This window comes from Streptococcus infantis, assembly GCF_000963255.1.
GTDB classification, from domain to species: Bacteria; Bacillota; Bacilli; order Lactobacillales; family Streptococcaceae; genus Streptococcus; species Streptococcus nidrosiense.
The window spans coordinates 87,823-106,968 of the sequence record NZ_JYOV01000017.1 but is presented as its reverse complement, the minus strand read 5'-3'; the positions used below and the strand labels follow the sequence as shown (position 1 = coordinate 106,968).

Here is a 19,146-nt window from a genome sequence, read left to right as displayed (position 1 = left end):
GAATAGAGGTGTCAGATGGCAGTATCTCTAAATGATATTAAAACAAAAATCGCCTCAACAAAAAATACTAGTCAAATTACTAATGCTATGCAGATGGTTTCTGCAGCTAAGTTAGGTCGTTCTGAAGAAGCGGCTCGTAACTTCCAAGTGTATGCACAAAAAGTGCGTAAACTAGTTACAGACATCCTCCACGGAGATGGCGCTGGTGGATCAACTAACCCTATGTTGATCAGTCGCCCCGTCAAAAAAACAGGCTATATCGTCATTACATCTGACCGTGGTCTTGTTGGAGGATATAATTCTTCAATCTTAAAAGCTGTCATGGAAATTCAGCAAGAATACCATCCTTCAGGTGATGATTTTGAAGTCATCTGTATTGGTGGTATGGGAGCCGATTTCTTCAAATCACGTGGTATTCAACCTATCTATGAATTGCGTGGACTTGCAAGCCAACCAAGTTTTGATGAAGTTCGTAAGATTATCACAAAAACGATTGAAATGTATCAAAATGAACTTTTTGATGAGCTCTATGTTTGCTACAACCACCACGTGAATACATTGACAAGTCAAATGCGTGTAGAGCAGATGCTTCCAATCGTGGACTTGGATCCAAATGAAGCAGATGATAACTATAGCTTGACCTTTGACCTTGAAACAAGTCGTGAAGAAATCTTGGATCAATTGCTACCACAGTTTGCAGAAAGTATGATTTATGGTGCTATTATTGATGCTAAGACAGCTGAAAATGCTGCAGGTATGACAGCCATGCAAACAGCGACTGATAATGCAAAAAAAGTGATTAATGATTTGACCATTCAGTATAACCGTGCCAGACAGGCGGCGATTACACAAGAAATCACAGAAATCGTGGCAGGAGCTAGCGCTTTAGAATAAAGCCATCCTGCTCATATCAATGAACTTAGGACCTAGCAAAACTAGGAACCGACAGTATCTTATATAGAATAGGAGAAGGAGATGAGTTCAGGTAAAATTGCTCAGGTTATCGGACCCGTTGTAGACGTTTTGTTTGCAGCAGGGGAAAAACTTCCTGAGATTAACAATGCACTTGTCGTCTACAAAAATGACGAAAAGAAAACAAAAATCGTCCTTGAAGTAGCCTTAGAGTTGGGGGATGGTATGATTCGTACCATCGCCATGGAATCAACAGATGGTTTGACTCGTGGAATGGAAGTATTGGACACAGGTCGTCCAATCTCTGTACCAGTAGGTAAAGAAACCTTGGGACGTGTCTTCAACGTTTTGGGAGATACCATTGACTTGGAAGCTCCTTTTGGAGAAGACGCAGAGCGCCAGCCAATTCATAAAAAAGCACCTACTTTTGATGAGTTGTCTACCTCTTCAGAAATCCTCGAAACAGGGATTAAGGTTATCGACCTTCTTGCCCCTTATCTTAAAGGTGGTAAAGTCGGGCTCTTCGGTGGTGCCGGAGTTGGTAAGACAGTCTTGATCCAAGAATTGATTCACAACATTGCCCAAGAACACGGTGGTATCTCAGTATTTACAGGTGTTGGGGAACGTACTCGTGAAGGGAATGACCTCTACTGGGAAATGAAAGAATCAGGCGTTATCGAGAAAACAGCCATGGTATTTGGTCAGATGAATGAGCCACCAGGAGCACGTATGCGTGTTGCTCTTACTGGTTTGACAATCGCTGAATACTTCCGTGATGTAGAAGGTCAAGACGTTCTTCTCTTTATTGACAACATTTTCCGTTTCACACAAGCTGGTTCAGAAGTATCTGCCCTTTTGGGTCGTATGCCATCAGCCGTTGGTTACCAACCAACACTCGCAACAGAAATGGGTCAATTGCAAGAACGTATCACTTCAACTAAGAAAGGTTCTGTAACCTCTATCCAGGCTATCTACGTGCCAGCGGATGACTATACTGACCCAGCGCCAGCAACAGCCTTCGCTCACTTGGATTCAACTACCAACTTGGAACGTAAATTGGTTCAATTGGGTATCTACCCAGCCGTTGATCCACTTGCTTCAAGCTCTCGTGCTTTGGCACCTGAAATTGTTGGAGAAGAGCACTACGCAGTTGCGGCTGAGGTTAAACGTGTTCTTCAACGTTACCATGAGTTGCAAGATATCATCGCCATCCTTGGTATGGATGAACTTTCTGATGAAGAAAAGACTTTGGTTGCTCGTGCCCGTCGTATCCAGTTCTTCCTTTCACAAAACTTCAACGTTGCGGAACAATTTACTGGTCAACCAGGTTCTTATGTTCCAGTAGCTGAAACAGTTCGTGGATTTAAGGAAATTCTTGACGGAAAACACGATCATCTCCCAGAAGATGCCTTCCGTGGAGTAGGTTCAATCGAAGATGTTATTGCTAAGGCTGAAAAAATGGGATTTTAAGAGGTGATCTATGGCTCAGTTAACTGTCCAGATCGTGACACCAGATGGCCTCGTCTATGATCATCATGCCAGCTTTGTATCGGTTCGAACTCTGGATGGTGAGATGGGGATCTTGCCACGACATCAAAATATGATTGCGGTATTAGCAGTTGATGAAGTTAAAGTTAAACGAGTTGATGATGATTCTCATGTCAACTGGATAGCAGTAAACGGAGGAATCATTGAGATTGCTAATGATGTCATTACCATTATTGCAGACTCAGCTGAGCGTGCTCGTGATATCGATATTAGCCGTGCAGAACGTGCCAAACTTCGTGCAGAACGTGAAATCGAAGAAGCACAAGACAAACACTTGATTGACCAAGAGCGACGTGCTAAGATTGCATTACAACGTGCTATTAACCGAATCAATGTCGGAAATAAATTATAAAAAAATGAACTTGATTTGAGAATCAAGTTCATTTTTTATGTTTAAAATGTGACGCAAACCGCTTCGGGAACGTGGAAATCATTGGAAAGTTCTGCAAGACGACCAGTATCTGAATTACGTTTAAAGACAGTTGCATTATCAGAATCCTGGTGAACAGCGATGAGGAATTCTTGGTCTGGCGAGAGAATAAAGTCACGAGGAGTTTTCCCGTTTGTAGGAACGAATTCCAACAATTCTAAACTACCATCAGCGAGAATAGTGTAAACTACAATAGAATCGTGACCACGGTTTGATGCATACAGATATTTTCCATCTTGTGAGAGACGAATAGCAGCAGTTCCATTAAAGTCATTAAATCCTTCAGGAAGAGTAGAAATAACTTGCATTTTTTCAAATGCACCAACACCATCATAAATCAATACTTCAATTGTACTATTGAGTTCACAGATGAGATAGGCAATCTTGTAGTGATTGTGAAAAACAAGGTGACGTGCACCAGCACCAGGACTACAATTGTAGGTAGTTAGCTTATTTAGTTTTCCTTCTGGATTGACATCATAAGTAGTAACCTCATCAGTACCTAAGTCGCAAGTGACTAAATACTGATCTGGTGTTAAATCTGTAAAGTGTACATGTGGAGAAGCTTGATTTTCATGAGGACCATGACCGCTATGCTGAACTGTATCAGCCAATTCTAGACTACCATCTTCTTTACGTTTATAGACCAAAACTTGTCCCTTGTGATAGTTAGCACCATATACTAGGCTACGTTTCTCGTCAACAGCCACATAGCAGTGAGGAGCACCTTCTGTCACAACATGATTTAGCAAAGTACCATCTGTTTGATAGGCAGCAATTCCACCTTGTCCATCTTTGCTACCGACAGTGTAGAGGTGATTTTCTTGATCAAATGCAAGATAGGTAGGACTTGGCTCAGCAGCAAATAGTTTAAGATTGGATAGTTGCCCAGTTTCTGTATCAAAATCAGCTTGATAAATCCCTTGGGATAAACGACGTGTGTAAGTTCCGAAATAAATTGTTTCAATCATAGCTATACCTCTAAATAAAGATGTTTCTATTATATCATAAATTGGGAGGCCTGAAGAAAATAGTGAAAAAAGTATGAAACATCTAAGTATAAAATTAGTAAAAAGCAAGGTCGCTTTGTTAAAGTTCTCAATCGTCACCTCAACACTTTAAAAACAGTTTATTCCCTATAAAAATGGTATAATGAAAGGACAAAGGAAAGGAAGTAGATATGGAACAAAAAGAGAAACATTTTAATTTATCTTGGTTTTTTAAATGGTTTTTAGATAATAAGGCTGTTACAGTTTTTTTGGTAGCCTTGTTACTAGGTCTGAATATTTTTATTTTAAGTAAGATTAGTTTTTTATTTATCCCTGTCGTTGATTTTTTATCAGTGGTCATGTTGCCTGTTATTTTATCAGGATTACTTTTTTATCTCTTAAATCCACTGGTGGATTTGATGGAGAAGTATAAGATAAATCGTGTCTTAGCCATTAGTATTATCTTTGTCATTATTGCCATACTCTTGATTATTGGTTTGGCCGTTGCGATTCCAAATCTTCAGCGTCAAGTAGTTATTTTTGCGCAAAATGTCCCAAGTTATCTGGAAGATGCTGACAGAGTTATTGATGATCTTGTAACCAAGCGGTTACCAGATGACTTTAGACCTCAACTAGAACAGGTTCTGGCTCAATTCTCAACACAAGCAACTGCTTGGGCCAGTAATATTTCATCAAAAGCTGTGAACTGGGTGAGTGCTCTTATTAGTGGAACGTCACAAGTCATTGTTGCTTTGATTATCATGCCCTTTATGCTCTTTTATCTCCTTAGAGATGGAAAAGGTTTGAGAGATCATATCACTCAATTCTTACCTAATAAATTGAGAGAACCAGTAGGTAAGGTTCTAACGGATGTGAACCAACAACTATCTAACTATGTTAGAGGACAAATTACTGTTGCTGTTATCGTGGCAATTATGTTTATCATCTTCTTTAAAATTATTGGTTTGAGATATGCGGTGACTCTTGGTATTACTGCTGGGGTCTTAAATCTTATCCCTTATCTTGGAAGTTTCCTTGCTATGATACCAGCTCTGGTCTTAGGCTTAATTGCTGGACCAGTTATGCTCTTGAAAGTTATTATCGTTTTTATCGTAGAGCAGACAATTGAAGGTCGTTTTGTATCTCCATTGATTTTAGGTAGTCAATTAAACATCCATCCAATCACGATTCTATTTGTTTTGTTGACGTCTGGTTCTATGTTTGGTGTTTGGGGAGTCCTACTAGGAATTCCTGTTTATGCTTCAGCAAAAGTTGTTATTTCAGCGATTTTTGAATGGTATAAAAAAGTTAGTGGTCTGTATGAGTTAGAAGAGGAGGTTGAAGGTGAGCAATAGTCAAGAAATGCTTGAAGCTTTGGATCAGCAAGATTTAACAAAAGCTGATCACTATTTTCAAAAAGCCTTGGTAGAAGACCCTGATGATCTTCTTCTGGAACTGGCTTATTATCTAGAAGGTATTGGTTTTTATCCACAAGCTCGTCAAATCTATGAAAAACTAGCTCCAATATTTCCAGAAGTAAATCTCAATCTAGCTAGTATCGCAAGCGAAGATGGACAAATCGAAGAAGCGTTTGCCTATCTAGAAGAAATTCAACCCAATAGCGATTCTTATGTATCTGCGCTTGTTTTAAAGGCTGATTTCTATCAAATGGAAGGATTGACGGATGTAGCTCGTGAGAAGCTCTTAGAAGCTCTTAATTACTCTGATGATCCTCTATTGATTTTTGGGCTAGCAGAGTTAGATAGTGAACTTGGAAATGATTTAGAAGCGATTAAGGGCTATGCTCAACTGGATAATCGTGAAATATATGAGCAGACAGGGATTTCGACCTATCAACGAATTGGAACTGCCTATGCTCGACTTGGAAAGTTTGAATCAGCCATAGAGTTTTTAGAAAAAGCTTTAGAGTTAGAGTATGAAGATCAGACTGCATTTGAATTAGCAAGTCTTTACTTTGATCAAGAGGAATATCAAAAGGCAGTTTTATATTTTAAACAGCTGGATACTATTTCTCCAGATTTTGAAGGGTATGAATATGGTTATAGTCAGGCTCTACATAAGGAACATCAGACTGAGCAAGCCTTATTGATAGTTCAACAAGGTTTGGAAAAAAATCCTTTCGAGACACGTTTACTACTCCTTGCTTCACAATTATCTTACGAATTGCATCAACCTGAACAGGCGGAGGCTTATCTTCTTCAAGCACAAGAAGATGCGGAAGACCAAGAAGAAATCCTCTTGCGACTAGCAACCATGTATCAGGAGCAAGAAAGGTATGAGGATATTCTAGCCTTAGAAGTATATGAGCCAGAAAATCTCTTGACTAAGTGGATGATTGCACGGAGTTACCAAGAAACTGAAGATTTGGATGCTGCCTATGAATCTTATCAGGCATTGGTTCCAGAACTCAAGGAAAATCCTGAGTTTTTAGAGCAATACATTCATCTATTACGCGAACTTGGAAGGTTTGAAGAAGCAAAAGAACAGATTCAACACTATCTCAAGTTGGTTCCTGATGATATACAGATGCAGGAATTGTATGAACGTTTATGATAAATGAACAGTAGTCGTCTTAGCAGGGACTATTTTTATAAAATGAAAGATTTTAAAAATCAATAAATTCCATCATAAAAATGAATAGATACAGTATGAATTTTTAGCATTTTTTTGGTATAATTGTTATAGTTAAATTGAAAAAACTCACTCAAAAAGTGAAACATAGAAAGATTTGAATTATGACACAAGTAAAAATCGTAACAGATTCTTCTGTTACCATTGAACCAGAAGTGGTCAAAGAATTAAATATTACCGTCGTTCCGCTCTCTGTAATGATTGATAGTGTTCTTTATTCGGATGCTGATCTTGAAGAAGGGGAATTTCTTCGCTTGATGAAAGAGAGTAAAAATCTGCCTAAAACAAGTCAACCTCCAGTTGGACTCTTTGCTGAGATTTTTGATGAGTTAAGTAAAGACGGTAGTCAAATTTTAGCCATTCATATGTCTCATGCCTTATCAGGAACTGTCGAAGCAGCTCGTCAGGGTGCAAGTTTGTCAACGGCTAATGTGACCGTATTGGATAGTTCCTTTACAGATCAAGCCCTAAAGTTTCAAGTGGTTGAAGCAGCTAAGTTAGCTAAAGAAGGACAAAACATAGAAACAATTGTGGCTCATGTTGAAGAAGTCAAGAAAAATACAGAGCTCTACATCGGTGTTTCTACCTTAGAAAACCTTGTTAAAGGTGGCCGTATTGGCCGAGTGACAGGTCTTTTAAGCTCTCTATTAAATATCCGCGTAGTCATGCAGATGAAAGATGATGAATTGCAACCAATCGTTAAAGGACGTGGAGCTAAAACTTTTAAAAAATGGTTAGATGAGCTAGTTGCAAAACTGTCAGAGCGTTCTGTTGCAGAAATTGGTATTTCCTATTCTGGAACTCGGGACTGGGCAGAAGAGATGAAAGAAATCCTACAACCATTCGTTGAAAAACCAATCTCTGTACTTGAAACAGGTTCTATTATCCAGACCCATACAGGTGAAAATGCTTGGGCTATTTTGGTCAGATACGAGTCCTAAAAAAATAAAGAAAATAGCAAGAAATAGCGTTTTTGACTTGACCTACAAGAGAATTTAGGATATGATTGTAATTGTTAATTAGAAAATATTTGGAGGAATTATTAACATGGCAAACAAACAAGATTTGATCGCTAAAGTAGCAGAAGCTACAGAATTGACAAAGAAAGACTCAGCAGCAGCAGTTGATGCTGTATTTGCAGCAGTAGCTGATTACCTTGCAGCTGGTGAAAAAGTTCAATTGATCGGTTTTGGTAATTTCGAAGTTCGTGAGCGTGCAGCACGTAAAGGTCGCAACCCACAAACTGGTAAAGAAATCACTATCGCAGCTTCAAAAGTTCCAGCATTCAAAGCTGGTAAAGCTCTTAAAGACGCTGTTAAATAATGAATTTAGAAAAAGCCTATTGTATCAAGCTTTCTAGCTTGGTCAATAGGCTTTTTTTGTAGTTTTGGGGCATGAGAGAACAGTATTTTCTATACCAGTCATGAATTCCAAGTTATACCCATTGGTAAGATTGATGATATTGAGAAAGCTATCTCAAGTTAGGCTTGCAAAGATAAAATTCAGCCCCTCATCCATACAATTGGCACTAAATGGATATCAAACAAGGTTGGTGAGAAGAGTTTCCTTTCAACCACTGAGCCCTTTATAGAATTTCTTGACAGAGTTATTGAAAGGGTTTACAATTATATAAAAGAAGTTAGGAGGAAAGGAAGATGATTATTTCAACCACGGGAATTGAAGGCAAGAAAATCCTAGCCTACAAAGGAATCGTCTTTGGTGAAGTAGTTGCTGGCGTTAATATGTTCAAAGATATGGCTGCTGGCTTCCGTAATGTTTTTGGAGGACGAGCTAGTAGTTATGAAGGAGAGTTGACTCAAGCAAGAGAAGAAGCTCTGGCAGAAATGATGGAGCGTGCAAGTGAACGTGGAGCAAATGCTATTATAGGTATAAAAATGGACTATGAAACTTTAGGTGCTGAAAATGGTATGCTGATGGTCACTTGTAGTGGTACAGCAGTTATGATTGACTCCTAATTTGAAGAAACAAAAAAAGAACAGTCGAAACTGTTCTTTTTTTGTTTATTTGAGACCGTATTTTTTGTTGAAACGATCCACGCGTCCATCTGCTTGAGTGAACTTTTGACGTCCAGTGTAGAATGGGTGTGAGTCTGATGAAATTTCCACACGGATCAATGGGTAAGTTTCGCCTTCGAACTCAACAGTTTCGTTAGAGCGTTTTGTTGAACCGCTAAGGAATTGGTAACCAGTAGTTGTGTCCATGAAGACAACTGGGCGATATTCTGGATGGATATCTTTTTTCATTTTGCAATATTTCCTTTCTGCCATGGTCTCTTTGCGAGCCATAGATTGTTACCATACTAGTCTATCAGATTCTGATAAGTTTGGCAAGCTTTTTATCTATTTTTTCAGTAAGTTTTTTAATTTTTGATAGATAACTTCATTTTCCTCTAGGCTATAGGAGTTAGCACCACTTGCAAGTGGGTGACCTCCACCATCATGTTCTTTTGCAACACCATTGATTGGAACGAATTTACTGCGAAGTCGAACGCGATAGTGGCCATCTGCTTGTTCCACAAATATTCCCCAAAGATTAACTGTATCGATACGACCTGGAGCTCCAACAATGGCTGCTGTTTCTGCATCAGTTACTTGATATGTTTTTAGAATTTCTTGAGTCAGTAAGACACGTGCGACACCATTTTCATCAACTTCTAGGTGATCATAGACATAACCTTGAAGTTTGGCGATTTTAAAGCTCATAGTATCCATTTTACGTGTTAATTCAGCATAGTCAAAGTTATGTTCTCTAAGTTGACTTGCTATACGAAGGGTACGAGCAGAAGTAGACGGATAAAGGAAACGACCTGTGTCGCCAATAATTCCAGCGCAGAGCATTTTAGCAGCGTAGTCGGATAATTCTAGGTTAGTTGCTTCAGCAAAGAGAGCAATCATCTCACTCGCACTGCTAGAGTTGGTATCTACCCAAACAAGATCTCCATAAACTTCGTCATTTGGATGGTGATCAATTTTAATAATGGTTTCAGCATTAGTATAACGTTTATCATCGATACGAGCGGTATTTGCTGTATCACAAATGATAGCAAGCGCACCTTGATAATCCTTGTCTTCTACCTGATCCATCTTTGTAAGCCATGTTAGGGTTGGCTCCTCATAACCGACTACCTTGATATTTTTTTCTGGGAAATGGTGTTCCAGAAGTGCTTTGAGTCCAACCTGACTTCCTAAGGCATCAGGATCCGGTTTCATGTGACGGTGAATGATGATGGTATCGTATGCTTTAATTTTTTCTAAAATTTGATGGCAAATTTCCATAAGTGACCTCAATTCTTTCTTATTTCATTGTAGCACAAGAGTTTTTATTTTTAAAATGAAAAAGATGTGATATAATGGAGAAAGATAAATGGAGGAGGACGATATGGCATTAGCAAAAATTGTATTTGCCAGTATGACCGGTAATACCGAAGAAATTGCAGATATTGTAGCAGATAAATTGCGTGAGTTGGGCTTAGAGGTGGATGTTGATGAGTGTACAACTGTTGACGCATCTGACTTTCTTGAAGCAGATATCGCAATCGTTGCAACCTACACATACGGTGATGGAGAGTTACCAGATGAGATGATGGACTTCTACGAAGACCTAGCAGATCTTAACTTGAGTGGCAAAATCTACGGTGTGGTAGGATCAGGCGATACTTTCTATGATGAGTTCTGTAAGGCTGTTGATGACTTTGATCGTGTATTTGTAGCAACAGGAGCTGAAAAGGGATCAGAGTGCGTCAAAGTGGATCTCTCTGCAGAGGAAGAAGATATCGAACGCTTGGAACAATTTGCAGAAGAATTGGCTGCTAAAGTAGGATAAGCATGAAGTTGCACTGATGAAAGTTGTCAGTGCAGTTTTTGTTAGATAACCCTAAGAATGTACTAGCCCATTTAGAAGCTTTTTGATACAATCATTCAAATAATGAAGGAGACCCTATGGATTTAGATATTATTAGACAAGAAATCGATCAAATTGATGACCAAATTGTAAAACTCTTAGAAGAAAGAATGCATCTAGTTGAGGGTGTAGTTGCTTATAAAAAAGCTTCAGGAAAAGCTGTTCTAGATACTAAAAGAGAAGAAGCTATCTTTGAGAAGGTCAGAAATCGTGTCAGCAATAAAAAATACGAAGAGACAATCGTTGAGACTTTTTCAGATATTCTCAAACGTTCACGCGATTATCAGGATAAAAACATCAAATGAAAAAAGAACAATTTTACCCACTAGGAATCTTTCTAGCTGCCATGCTAGGAGGACTGGTCCGATACCAGATTTCGAGATGGTTGCCAGCTAGCCCAGATTTTCCTTGGGGGACGCTTCTTGTCAACTATCTAGGAATTTTCTGCTTAGTCTATCTTGTAAAAGGTTATCTAGTTTATAAGGGTAGCAGTAAAGGTGTCATTTTAGCGCTTGGAACTGGATTTTGTGGCGGTTTGACCACTTTTTCTAGCCTCATGTTAGATACAGTAAAATTGCTGGATACAGGTTCTTATCCAAGTCTGGTAATCTATCTAGTTCTGAGCATTGGTGGAGGGCTTTTATTGGCTTATTGTTTAGGGAGGAAGAAATGGTAATCATGTATTTAGCACTTGCTTGTGGCGTTGGAGCGCTTGTTCGTTATTTCCTTTCTACCCTCAATCAAGAGAGAGTTTTACCATTAGGAACACTTCTAGCAAATCTTTTAGGTTGTTTTTTAATTGGTTTATTTTACAATTATGTAGAAGATAAAGAGCTCTATGCTATCCTTGCTACAGGCTTCTGTGGAGGTCTAACCACTTTTTCAACCTTGAATGATGAACTCCAAAAACTCTTAACTGATAAGAAGATCTTTTACAGATATTTTCTCTTAACCTACTTAGGTGGTTTAGTAGCAATTTTTTTAGGAATTTTACTGTAAATTTCTTTACTTTTTCTAGGAAATTTGGTAAACTGTATCTTGTGTGTAATGGACGCACAAAAATACAGTTTATCCGCTGAGGAAGCTTCCTCAAGATTGACAAAGATAGGAGAATAAAATGAATCCATTAATCCAAAGCTTGACTGAAGGTCAACTTCGTACAGATATCCCATCATTCCGTCCTGGTGACACTGTTCGTGTACACGCGAAAGTTGTCGAAGGTAACCGTGAACGTGTTCAGATTTTTGAAGGTGTTGTTATTGCACGTAAAGGTGCTGGCATCTCAGAAAACTACACAGTTCGTAAAATCTCTAACGGTGTAGGAGTTGAACGTATCTTCCCAATCCACACTCCACGTGTTGAAAAGATCGAAGTTGTTCGTTACGGTAAAGTACGTCGTGCGAAATTGTACTACTTGCGTGCTCTTCAAGGTAAAGCAGCTCGTATCAAAGAAATCCGTCGTTAATTCGACCAAAAACTCTGCTCATTCGGCAGAGTTTTTCTCTAGCTCCCTTAGTTCAATGGATATAACAACTCCCTCCTAAGGAGTAGTTGCAGGTTCGATTCCTGCAGGGGGCAGTAATCAGACATCAAAAACCGCTCAGCAGAGCGGTTTTTGTCTATTCTGTCTACAACACCCAAGTTCGAATGGCATGGGCTACGCCAGATTCATCATTAGATTTAGTGATGTATTTGGCTATTTTTTTGAGTTCTGGGTTTCCGTTTTCCATAACAACTGGGTTACCTACGACTTCAAGCATAGCACGGTCATTTTCTTCGTCTCCGATAGCCATCGTTTCATCTTTGGTCAATCCTAGTTTCTCAGCCAAGTGAGTAATAGCTGAACCCTTGTCTACATTCTTTTTAAGGAGCTCAAGGTAGAAAGGAGCAGATTTGTTGATGGAGTAGCGCTCATAAAATTCTGCAGGAATCTTTTCAATAGCGGTATCCAGAATTTCAGGCTCATCGATAAACATACATTTGACGATTTCCTTGTCAGCCATTTCTTCAGGTGTACGATAGAAGATTGGCATGCTGACAAGGGTTGATTCGTGAACGGTATATTTTCCGATATTGCGATTGGCAGTATAGATGCCGTCCTTGGTAATAGCGTGCATATGGACACCGAGCTTGCGACTGAGAAATTCCATATCTAGATAATCTTCATAAGTCAAGGATTCACTGATAATCTCATGCCCTGTAGCTGTTTCTTGAACAAGTGCACCGTTGAAGGTCACTACATAGTCACCTTCATCTCTTAATTTCAAGTCATCTAGAAGTTTGGCAACCCCGGCGATAGGACGTCCAGTTGCAATCATAACTTTGACACCAGCTTGTTTGGCATCTTGGATAGCGGCAAATACTTCAGGAGTGATCTCCTTTTTACTGTTGACAAGGGTTCCGTCGATATCGACAGCGATTAGTTTAATACTCATAAATTTCCTCTTTTAGTTTTTATTTGGGGTAAAATGATCGTTCTCAATCAAGTGTAGAAATTGCTGGGTAATGCTTGCGAAGATGCTGTTTTGGTCTAACATTTCTTTCGGAAAATAAAAACGATTATCTCCGTGGCGACTGCCAGCAAGGGATTGAACGATAGGAGACAGGCTAGAGAGTTCTGCTAGTTCTCCGTTTTTTTGTATAATCTCAATCTGCGTCCGTGGGTTTTCTGATTCAGGGCGATAGATATCATAAGGGAGGTCAAAGTTCTTATGAATAGCTGTGTAATAGTCAGGATCAAAGCCGATATCTTCAACCAATTTTCTCATAGATGCAAGCTGTTCTTGATCTTCTTGTGAAAAGGTGATTGATTTAAAGACCTTGCGATTGACAAAGCGTTGAGATAAGTCTGCGAGAATCTTGTCAGGACTAGTCATCCAGAGCTGGAAGTAGGTATTCATCACACCATCATCCAGAGCTAGATAGTCAGCTAAGCTAACATTTTTTTCGAAAAATGGCAGTAGATGCGGGGATGTAAGAGTAAAGAAGTCTTTGTTATCTGGATAAAGTTCTTTAGCACGTTTCAAAAGATTCTGCAGAAGGACTTCCATAGCACGTGTTGCAGGATGGAAATAAACCTGCATATACATTTGATAGCGACTTAGAACATAGTCTTCGATGGCATGCATGCCATTTCGTTGAAAGGCAATTCCGTTCTCGATAGGGCGAATAACTCGTAAGATACGTGTTAGGTCAAATTCCCCATAAGAAGCTCCTGTAAAATAGGAGTCACGTAAGAGATAGTCCATGCGATCTGCATCAATCTGACTGGAAATGAGTTGTACCACCTGCTTGTTAGGATAAGTATGGTCAATAACACTAGCTACCTTTTTGGGGAAATCTGGGGCTACCTGTAAGAGAACCTGATGAATTTCTGTCTCAGGGCTTTGGATAATTTCCTGCGTAATCGCCTCATGATCGGTATCAAAGAGATTTTCAAAAGTATGCGAATAGGCACCATGTCCTAGGTCATGAAGGAGGGCTGCAGTCATGGTTGGGAGGGACTCCGAAGGATCCCATTCTTTAGGATACTTTTCCTCAAAAATCTCGGTGATGCGTCGTGCAATCTCGTAAACACCCAGACAGTGAGAGAAACGACTATGTTCTCCACCATGAAAGGTATAACTGGATGTTCCGAGCTGCTTGATACGACGAAGCCGTTGAAATTCTTTGGTATTGATTAAGTCATAGATAATCTGATTATCAACATGGATATAATTGTGAACAGGATCACGAAATACTTTTTCATTCATAAAACCATTATAGCAAAAAGCTACAGTTTTTGGTAAAATAGTAGGATAAGAGTGAAGAAAGAGGACTTGAAGTGAAGATTCGAATGAGAAATACCATCCAGTTTGATGAACAATTGGAAGTGATCGACCAACTTTATGACGTTGAGTTACGTGAGAAAGGTGATTTTTCCTATCTCCTTTTTTACAATGAGGAGAAGGAAAAAGTGGTACTCAAGTTTAATGATACAGAGTTGGTGATGTCTCGATTTTCCAATCCTAAGACCATCATGCGTTTTCTGAAGGAAGCTGATAGTTTGGCTTATATACCAACACCTATGGGCATGCAGGAGTTTATCATCCAAACAAGCCATTATCAAGTTGAACAACAAAAGATTGAACTAGCCTATCAACTACAAAACAAAGAAGGAACTCCATTTGCAAACTATCGCTTAGAAATTACCTGGGGATAAAAAAGTGGAGGAGAAATCAGTAGATAAAGTTTCGATTTCGAAGTTCCAAATCAACTAGCAGGTCAAAGTTTTTTTGCTAATAAAAAATGAGGTTGGGATTTTTGTCCCAGCCTCTATTTGATATAGAGTTCTTGATTTTTCAAGACAATTTCACGTACGCTTGCAAATTTCTTCAGCTTTTTGATTTCTTCGGGATGTGTTACAAGCGTGATTACATAGCCCTCTTTGCCCATACGTCCTGTACGTCCAGCACGGTGAGTGTAGGTTTCCATATCTCTAGGGACATCAAAGTTAACCACGCATTCCAAGCTATCAATGTCGATACCACGAGCTAGAAGGTCTGTCGCAAGAAGTAGTGTTAGCTGCTTGTCTTTGAATTTTTCGAGAATAACTTTTCTGAACTTAACATTGACATCGCTAGCTAAGGAAACGGCTAAAACATCACGATATTGTAATTTTTCCTCGGCGCTTCCAAGGTCTGACAAGCTATTAAAGAAGACGAGACCGCGGAAATCCTCAACATGAGCTAATTTACGGAGCAAATCAACTCGATGACGATGATCTACCTGCATGTAGAAGTGTTGGATGTTGTCCAACTTTTGATCAGAGAGGTCGATGGTGCGAGTGTTAGGTGCAATCTTATCTTGGTCAAATTTGGTAGTGGCACTCATGTAAATAAGTTGATGGTCACGAGGTGCGTAGTGGGTAATCTTTTCTACAAAGTGGATTTGAGAATCATCTAGCAACTGGTCAAACTCATCAAGTATAATAGTCTCCACATTCATCATCTTGATTTTTTTCAATTTGATCAGTTCAAAGATACGCCCAGGAGTTCCAATCAGAATTTCTGGGCCTTTTTTCAGTCGTTCGATTTGACGTTTCTGACTCGAACCTGACAGGAAGAGCTGAGCAGTCAAGCCGATAGCTTCACCCCAAGTTTTAGTTACCTCAAAAATCTGACCAGCCAGTTCAGTATTTGGTGCTAAAATCAATAGTTGCTGCGCTTTTTTCTTTTGGAGACGAAGAAGACTTGGTAGGAGATAAGCTAAAGTCTTACCTGTACCAGTTGGACTAACTCCAAGAAGGGTTTGACCGTCTAAAATTGGATCAAAAAGCTGAGTTTGAATGGGTGTGAATTCTTGAAAGCCGAGTTTTTCGGTTAGCTCTAGCCATTCTGTAGGTAGTTTGGTTTTCATTTTTCTGCCTCAAATCTAATGCCAGCAGTCTGGCGCATAGTGTATATTAGGTTATGGACGTGTGACGCATCCTCTAACCAAGCTTGGTAAAGTTCTAGGTTTGGCTGCTTGATCATGTTAGCAAAAGCAGCGACCTCCTCAGTCATGGTATGAGGTGCCTGCTGAATAGGTAGATATGTTTCATTACCTTGATGATCTGTAAAAATAGCTGATCGAACATGTTCAATAGTGTTGAGTGTCAAGGTTCCATCTGTTGTATATATTTCACAAGGCAGATTAGAAGTAATGTTTTTACCAGCCTTGATATGGACTTGATAACCGGGATAAGATAAGATACCATCTCCATTTAAATCAATGGTGTTGTCAAGTTGCTGAGTTTGATAGGTCGCATTAAGTGCCTTTCCAAACAAGCGAACCGCAGCATAGATCGGATAAATTCCCAAGTCCATGAGAGCCCCACCAGCAAAACGGTCTGAAAATACATTCGGAGTGTTTCCAGAAAGAAGGTCAGACATCTTAGAAGAATACTTGGCATAGTTAAAATCTGCACCTAAAACTTGCTTATCTGCTAAAAAGTTTTTAATAACGGTGAAGGCTTCCTCATGATAGTTTCTTGCTGCTTCAAAGATGAAACGGTGATTCTCCTGAGCTATTTCAACTAAATCCTGCCATTCTTGGGGTTGAGTCACCGCTGGTTTTTCAAGGATAACATGTTTGCCAGCAGATAAAGCGGCCTTGGCTTGAGTAAAGTGCAGAGAATTTGGACTTGCGATATAGATAACATCAAATTCAGATTGGAAGAAATCCTCTAAATTATCAAATAGACTAACATCTGAATAGGAACTAGCAAATTGCTGAGCAGTCGTGAGCTTTCTTGAATAAACAGCCACTAACTGGAATTCCTGACTAGCATGAGCAGCTTCTATAAAGTGGTGACTGATTGCACCAGTGCCGATAATACCAAGTTTAAGCATGAAATCTCCTTTTCTACAAGTAATGACTGCTTTCATTATATCACAGATAGACTAAACTAGCCAAAGGGAGACAATTCTTTTATTTGACACTTCGAATTTTCCTCAAAAAATGGTACAATAGATTCAGAAAAAATAGGAGTGTAGTATGAGATTATTACCTATGAGAAAAATTTCTCGTCATTCAAAAAGATTGGCGCTTTTTTTGACTTTTTGTGCGGGTTATGTAGATGCCTATACCTTTATCATACGTGGGAATACTCTAGTTGCAGGCCAAACGGGGAATGTCGTTTTCCTTTCCGTTGGTCTCATTCAGGACAATGTTTCAGATGCCAGCGCCAAGGTAATGACCTTGATTTCCTTCATGGTGGGTGTCTTCCTCTTGACAGTCTATAAAGAAAAGTTGAGGATTGTAAGAAAACCAATTTTATCCCTTGTTCCACTAGCAATTTTATCTTTGATTATAGGATTTGTTCCCTTGACGGTTGATAATATATACATAGTACCACCGTTAGCATTTTGTATGGGTCTGGTTACAACAGCATTCGGTGAAGTTTCAGGAATTGCATACAACAATGCTTTTATGACTGGAAATATCAAACGAACCATGTTAGCATTTGGTGAATATGTTCGCACAAAACATACACCTTTTTTAAGAGAAGGTCTCATCTTTGTTAGCTTGCTGTCGAGTTTTGTACTTGGGGTTGTTGTATCAGCTTATCTGAGTATTTTTTATGAAGAAAAAACAATTTTAGGGATTCCAATCATGATGAGTATTTTTTATTTAAGTATGCTTTTTGCATCTTGGAGGAAAAAAATAAGAGAAAAAGTTTAAATTCGATGATAAATACTTGTCAAGAACTAGGAATCATGCTATACTTGAAGAGTTGACTATGCACGATCCTGTGCAACCGCACGAACATCGTTGCTCGTCGTATAACAAATTTAAACTTCGTCATTATCGCCTTGCCTAACATAAGTTATGTCTTCGGCTCAATTCCTAGTTTATTCTTTGTTATACTTAGAGCTCTTCTTTTAAGTGGTTCGTCCCACGATGCTAGGCGAGTCTTCACAAAAAATATGGGGAAACCCCAAAAAATCATAGGAGGTGCATAATGAGCACATACGCAATTATCAAAACTGGCGGAAAACAAGTTAAAGTTGAAGTTGGTCAAGCAATCTACGTTGAAAAATTGAACGTTGAAGCTGGTCAAGAAGTTACTTTTAACGAAGTTGTTCTTGTTGGTGGTGAAAACACTGTTGTCGGAACTCCACTTGTTGCTGGAGCTACTGTAGTTGGAACTGTTGAAAAACAAGGAAAACAAAAGAAAGTTGTTACTTACAAGTACAAACCTAAAAAAGGTAGCCACCGTAAACAAGGTCACCGTCAACCATATACAAAAGTTGTCATCAACGCAATCAACGCTTAATTTTAAGGAGAACACATGATACAAGCAGTCTTTGAGAGAGCCGAAGATGGCGAGCTGAGGAGTGCGGAAATTACTGGACACGCCGAGAGTGGCGAATACGGCTTTGATGTCGTGTGTGCATCGGTTTCTACGCTTGCCATTAACTTTATCAATTCGATTGAGAAATTTGCAGGCTATGAACCAATCTTAGAATTAAACGAAGATGAAGGTGGCTATCTGATGGTTGAAATTCCTAGAGACCTTCCTTCACACCAGAGAGAAATGACGCAGTTATTTTTTGAATCATTTTTCTTAGGTATGGCAACCTTATCGGAGGACTCTTCTGAGTTCGTCCAAACCAGAGTTATCACAGAAAACTAACACGGAGGAAAACATTATGTTAAAAATGACTCTTAACAACTTGCAACTTTTCGCCCACAAAAAAGGTGGAGGTTCTACATCAAACGGACGCGATTCACAAGCAAAACGTCTTGGAGCTAAAGCAGCTGACGGACAAACTGTAACAGGTGGATCAATCCTTTACCGTCAACGTGGTACACACATCTATCCAGGTGTAAACGTTGGACGTGGTGGAGACGATACTTTGTTCGCTAAAGTTGAAGGCGTAGTACGCTTTGAACGTAAAGGTCGCGATAAAAAACAAGTTTCTGTTTACCCAATCGCAAAATAAAAAGGTCCAGTGAACCTTTTTATCCCGAGCCTTGAAATAAAAAGGCGAGGATGCTGAAAGTAGCATTAAATAAGGCTTTCCGAGTTTTCGGAGAGCCTATTTTTTTATCCAAAAAGAATATAAGAAATTAAAACCCTGTTCATTCGTATTTTATATATAAAACAAAGTATGAAAGCGCATCTCAATTTTAAGACTTTTTGGTAAATTAAGAGTATAATCAAAGTGT

General features: G+C 39.2%; 25 protein-coding genes and 1 tRNA gene. 19 read left to right on the top strand and 7 right to left on the bottom strand.

From position 1 onward, the window contains the following. Positions 1–15 precede the first annotated feature (15 nt). The 3 genes from TZ96_RS06975 to TZ96_RS06965 all read left to right on the top strand — a co-directional run bounded on the left by TZ96_RS06975 (position 16) and on the right by TZ96_RS06965 (position 2,812). Entirely contained in the window at positions 16–894 is an 879-nt protein-coding gene (locus TZ96_RS06975; RefSeq protein WP_045763457.1) for a F0F1 ATP synthase subunit gamma, read from the top strand. 81 nt (positions 895–975) lie between these two features. Then, positions 976–2,382, top strand: coding sequence for a F0F1 ATP synthase subunit beta (gene atpD, locus TZ96_RS06970; RefSeq protein ID WP_000094353.1), 1,407 nt, complete (start codon positions 976–978; stop codon positions 2,380–2,382). 10 nt (positions 2,383–2,392) lie between these two features. Further along, positions 2,393–2,812 (top strand): F0F1 ATP synthase subunit epsilon, encoded by a 420-nt coding sequence (locus TZ96_RS06965; protein ID WP_000068038.1) that lies wholly within the window; start codon positions 2,393–2,395, stop codon positions 2,810–2,812. Positions 2,813–2,853: 41 nt separating this feature from the next. Here the strand turns inward: TZ96_RS06965 and TZ96_RS06960 are convergent, their stop codons facing one another. Beyond that, positions 2,854–3,861, bottom strand: coding sequence for a lactonase family protein (locus TZ96_RS06960; RefSeq protein WP_045763456.1), 1,008 nt, complete (start codon positions 3,859–3,861; stop codon positions 2,854–2,856). A gap of 209 nt (positions 3,862–4,070) precedes the next feature. On the opposite strand from TZ96_RS06960, the gene TZ96_RS06955 reads away from it, so the two are divergent. The 5 genes from TZ96_RS06955 (at position 4,071) to TZ96_RS06935 (ending at position 8,507) form a co-directional block, all read left to right on the top strand. Further along, positions 4,071–5,234 (top strand): AI-2E family transporter, encoded by a 1,164-nt coding sequence (locus tag TZ96_RS06955; protein WP_045763455.1) that lies wholly within the window; start codon positions 4,071–4,073, stop codon positions 5,232–5,234. After that, positions 5,224–6,453, top strand: coding sequence for a tetratricopeptide repeat protein (locus TZ96_RS06950; RefSeq protein ID WP_045763454.1), 1,230 nt, complete (start codon positions 5,224–5,226; stop codon positions 6,451–6,453). Before TZ96_RS06955 ends, TZ96_RS06950 begins: the two co-directional genes overlap by 11 nt. Positions 6,454–6,635: 182 nt before the next feature. Beyond that, complete coding sequence (locus TZ96_RS06945; protein ID WP_045763453.1) at positions 6,636–7,472, top strand: DegV family protein; 837 nt, start codon at positions 6,636–6,638, stop codon at positions 7,470–7,472. A 106-nt stretch (positions 7,473–7,578) separates the two neighbouring features. After that, the gene (locus TZ96_RS06940; RefSeq protein ID WP_001284633.1) at positions 7,579–7,854 is read left to right on the top strand and encodes an HU family DNA-binding protein; all 276 of its coding nucleotides are present in this window, start codon (positions 7,579–7,581) and stop codon (positions 7,852–7,854) included. A 332-nt stretch (positions 7,855–8,186) separates the two neighbouring features. Continuing rightward, positions 8,187–8,507, top strand: a complete 321-nt coding sequence (locus tag TZ96_RS06935; protein WP_045763452.1) for a heavy metal-binding domain-containing protein — start codon at positions 8,187–8,189, stop codon at positions 8,505–8,507. Positions 8,508–8,552: 45 nt separating this feature from the next. Here TZ96_RS06935 and TZ96_RS06930 read toward each other — a convergent pair whose 3' ends face one another. Together TZ96_RS06930 and TZ96_RS06925 are read right to left on the bottom strand one after the other, a co-directional pair. Then, positions 8,553–8,795 (bottom strand): type B 50S ribosomal protein L31, encoded by a 243-nt coding sequence (locus tag TZ96_RS06930; RefSeq protein WP_000710764.1) that lies wholly within the window; start codon positions 8,793–8,795, stop codon positions 8,553–8,555. Positions 8,796–8,891: 96 nt separating this feature from the next. Continuing rightward, a complete protein-coding gene (locus TZ96_RS06925; RefSeq protein ID WP_045763451.1) occupies positions 8,892–9,827 on the bottom strand; it encodes a DHH family phosphoesterase in 936 nt (311 codons plus the stop codon). 103 nt (positions 9,828–9,930) lie between these two features. Between TZ96_RS06925 and TZ96_RS06920 the strand changes: the two genes are divergently transcribed. The 6 genes from TZ96_RS06920 (at position 9,931) to TZ96_RS06895 (ending at position 12,030) form a co-directional block, all read left to right on the top strand. Then, positions 9,931–10,374 carry a flavodoxin gene (locus TZ96_RS06920; RefSeq protein ID WP_001162134.1) on the top strand — a complete coding sequence of 148 codons (444 nt, stop codon included), beginning with the start codon at positions 9,931–9,933 and terminating at the stop codon, positions 10,372–10,374. 116 nt (positions 10,375–10,490) lie between these two features. Then, the gene (locus TZ96_RS06915; protein ID WP_045763450.1) at positions 10,491–10,757 is read left to right on the top strand and encodes a chorismate mutase; all 267 of its coding nucleotides are present in this window, start codon (positions 10,491–10,493) and stop codon (positions 10,755–10,757) included. Next, positions 10,754–11,128, top strand: coding sequence for a fluoride efflux transporter CrcB (gene crcB / locus TZ96_RS06910; RefSeq protein WP_045763449.1), 375 nt, complete (start codon positions 10,754–10,756; stop codon positions 11,126–11,128). Before TZ96_RS06915 ends, crcB (TZ96_RS06910) begins: the two co-directional genes overlap by 4 nt. Then, positions 11,122–11,451 carry a fluoride efflux transporter CrcB gene (gene crcB, locus TZ96_RS06905; RefSeq protein ID WP_045763448.1) on the top strand — a complete coding sequence of 110 codons (330 nt, stop codon included), beginning with the start codon at positions 11,122–11,124 and terminating at the stop codon, positions 11,449–11,451. The genes crcB (TZ96_RS06910) and crcB (TZ96_RS06905) overlap by 7 nt, the downstream gene beginning before the upstream one ends. A gap of 118 nt (positions 11,452–11,569) precedes the next feature. Then, a complete protein-coding gene (gene rplS / locus TZ96_RS06900) occupies positions 11,570–11,917 on the top strand; it encodes a 50S ribosomal protein L19 (RefSeq protein ID WP_001068670.1) in 348 nt (115 codons plus the stop codon). Between the two features lie 41 nt (positions 11,918–11,958). Beyond that, positions 11,959–12,030, top strand: a tRNA-Arg gene (locus TZ96_RS06895). Between the two features lie 50 nt (positions 12,031–12,080). Here the strand turns inward: TZ96_RS06895 and yidA are convergent. After that, positions 12,081–12,887: a sugar-phosphatase gene (yidA, locus tag TZ96_RS06890; protein ID WP_045763447.1), complete on the bottom strand. Its 807-nt coding sequence runs from the start codon at positions 12,885–12,887 to the stop codon at positions 12,081–12,083. A gap of 12 nt (positions 12,888–12,899) precedes the next feature. After that, a complete protein-coding gene (locus tag TZ96_RS06885; RefSeq protein WP_045763446.1) occupies positions 12,900–14,204 on the bottom strand; it encodes an HD domain-containing protein in 1,305 nt (434 codons plus the stop codon). Positions 14,205–14,275: 71 nt separating this feature from the next. On the opposite strand from TZ96_RS06885, the gene TZ96_RS06880 reads away from it, so the two are divergent. Beyond that, positions 14,276–14,653: a DUF1934 domain-containing protein gene (locus TZ96_RS06880; protein WP_142322033.1), complete on the top strand. Its 378-nt coding sequence runs from the start codon at positions 14,276–14,278 to the stop codon at positions 14,651–14,653. A gap of 113 nt (positions 14,654–14,766) precedes the next feature. On the opposite strand, the gene TZ96_RS06875 is transcribed toward TZ96_RS06880, so the two are convergent. Continuing rightward, complete coding sequence (locus TZ96_RS06875; protein WP_045763444.1) at positions 14,767–15,849, bottom strand: DEAD/DEAH box helicase; 1,083 nt, start codon at positions 15,847–15,849, stop codon at positions 14,767–14,769. Next, positions 15,846–16,823 (bottom strand): Gfo/Idh/MocA family protein, encoded by a 978-nt coding sequence (locus TZ96_RS06870; protein WP_045763443.1) that lies wholly within the window; start codon positions 16,821–16,823, stop codon positions 15,846–15,848. Before TZ96_RS06870 ends, TZ96_RS06875 begins: the two co-directional genes overlap by 4 nt. A 145-nt stretch (positions 16,824–16,968) precedes the next feature. Here TZ96_RS06870 and TZ96_RS06865 point away from each other — a divergent pair, with 145 nt between their 5' ends. The 4 genes from TZ96_RS06865 (at position 16,969) to rpmA (ending at position 18,920) form a co-directional block, all read left to right on the top strand. After that, a complete protein-coding gene (locus TZ96_RS06865; protein ID WP_045763442.1) occupies positions 16,969–17,655 on the top strand; it encodes a YoaK family protein in 687 nt (228 codons plus the stop codon). Positions 17,656–17,935: 280 nt separating this feature from the next. Then, a complete protein-coding gene (gene rplU, locus TZ96_RS06860) occupies positions 17,936–18,250 on the top strand; it encodes a 50S ribosomal protein L21 (RefSeq protein WP_000109137.1) in 315 nt (104 codons plus the stop codon). Positions 18,251–18,265: 15 nt separating this feature from the next. Beyond that, positions 18,266–18,610 (top strand): ribosomal-processing cysteine protease Prp, encoded by a 345-nt coding sequence (locus TZ96_RS06855; protein WP_000613695.1) that lies wholly within the window; start codon positions 18,266–18,268, stop codon positions 18,608–18,610. A 16-nt stretch (positions 18,611–18,626) separates the two neighbouring features. Continuing rightward, positions 18,627–18,920 carry a 50S ribosomal protein L27 gene (gene rpmA, locus TZ96_RS06850; RefSeq protein ID WP_000916509.1) on the top strand — a complete coding sequence of 98 codons (294 nt, stop codon included), beginning with the start codon at positions 18,627–18,629 and terminating at the stop codon, positions 18,918–18,920. Positions 18,921–19,146 lie beyond the last annotated feature (226 nt).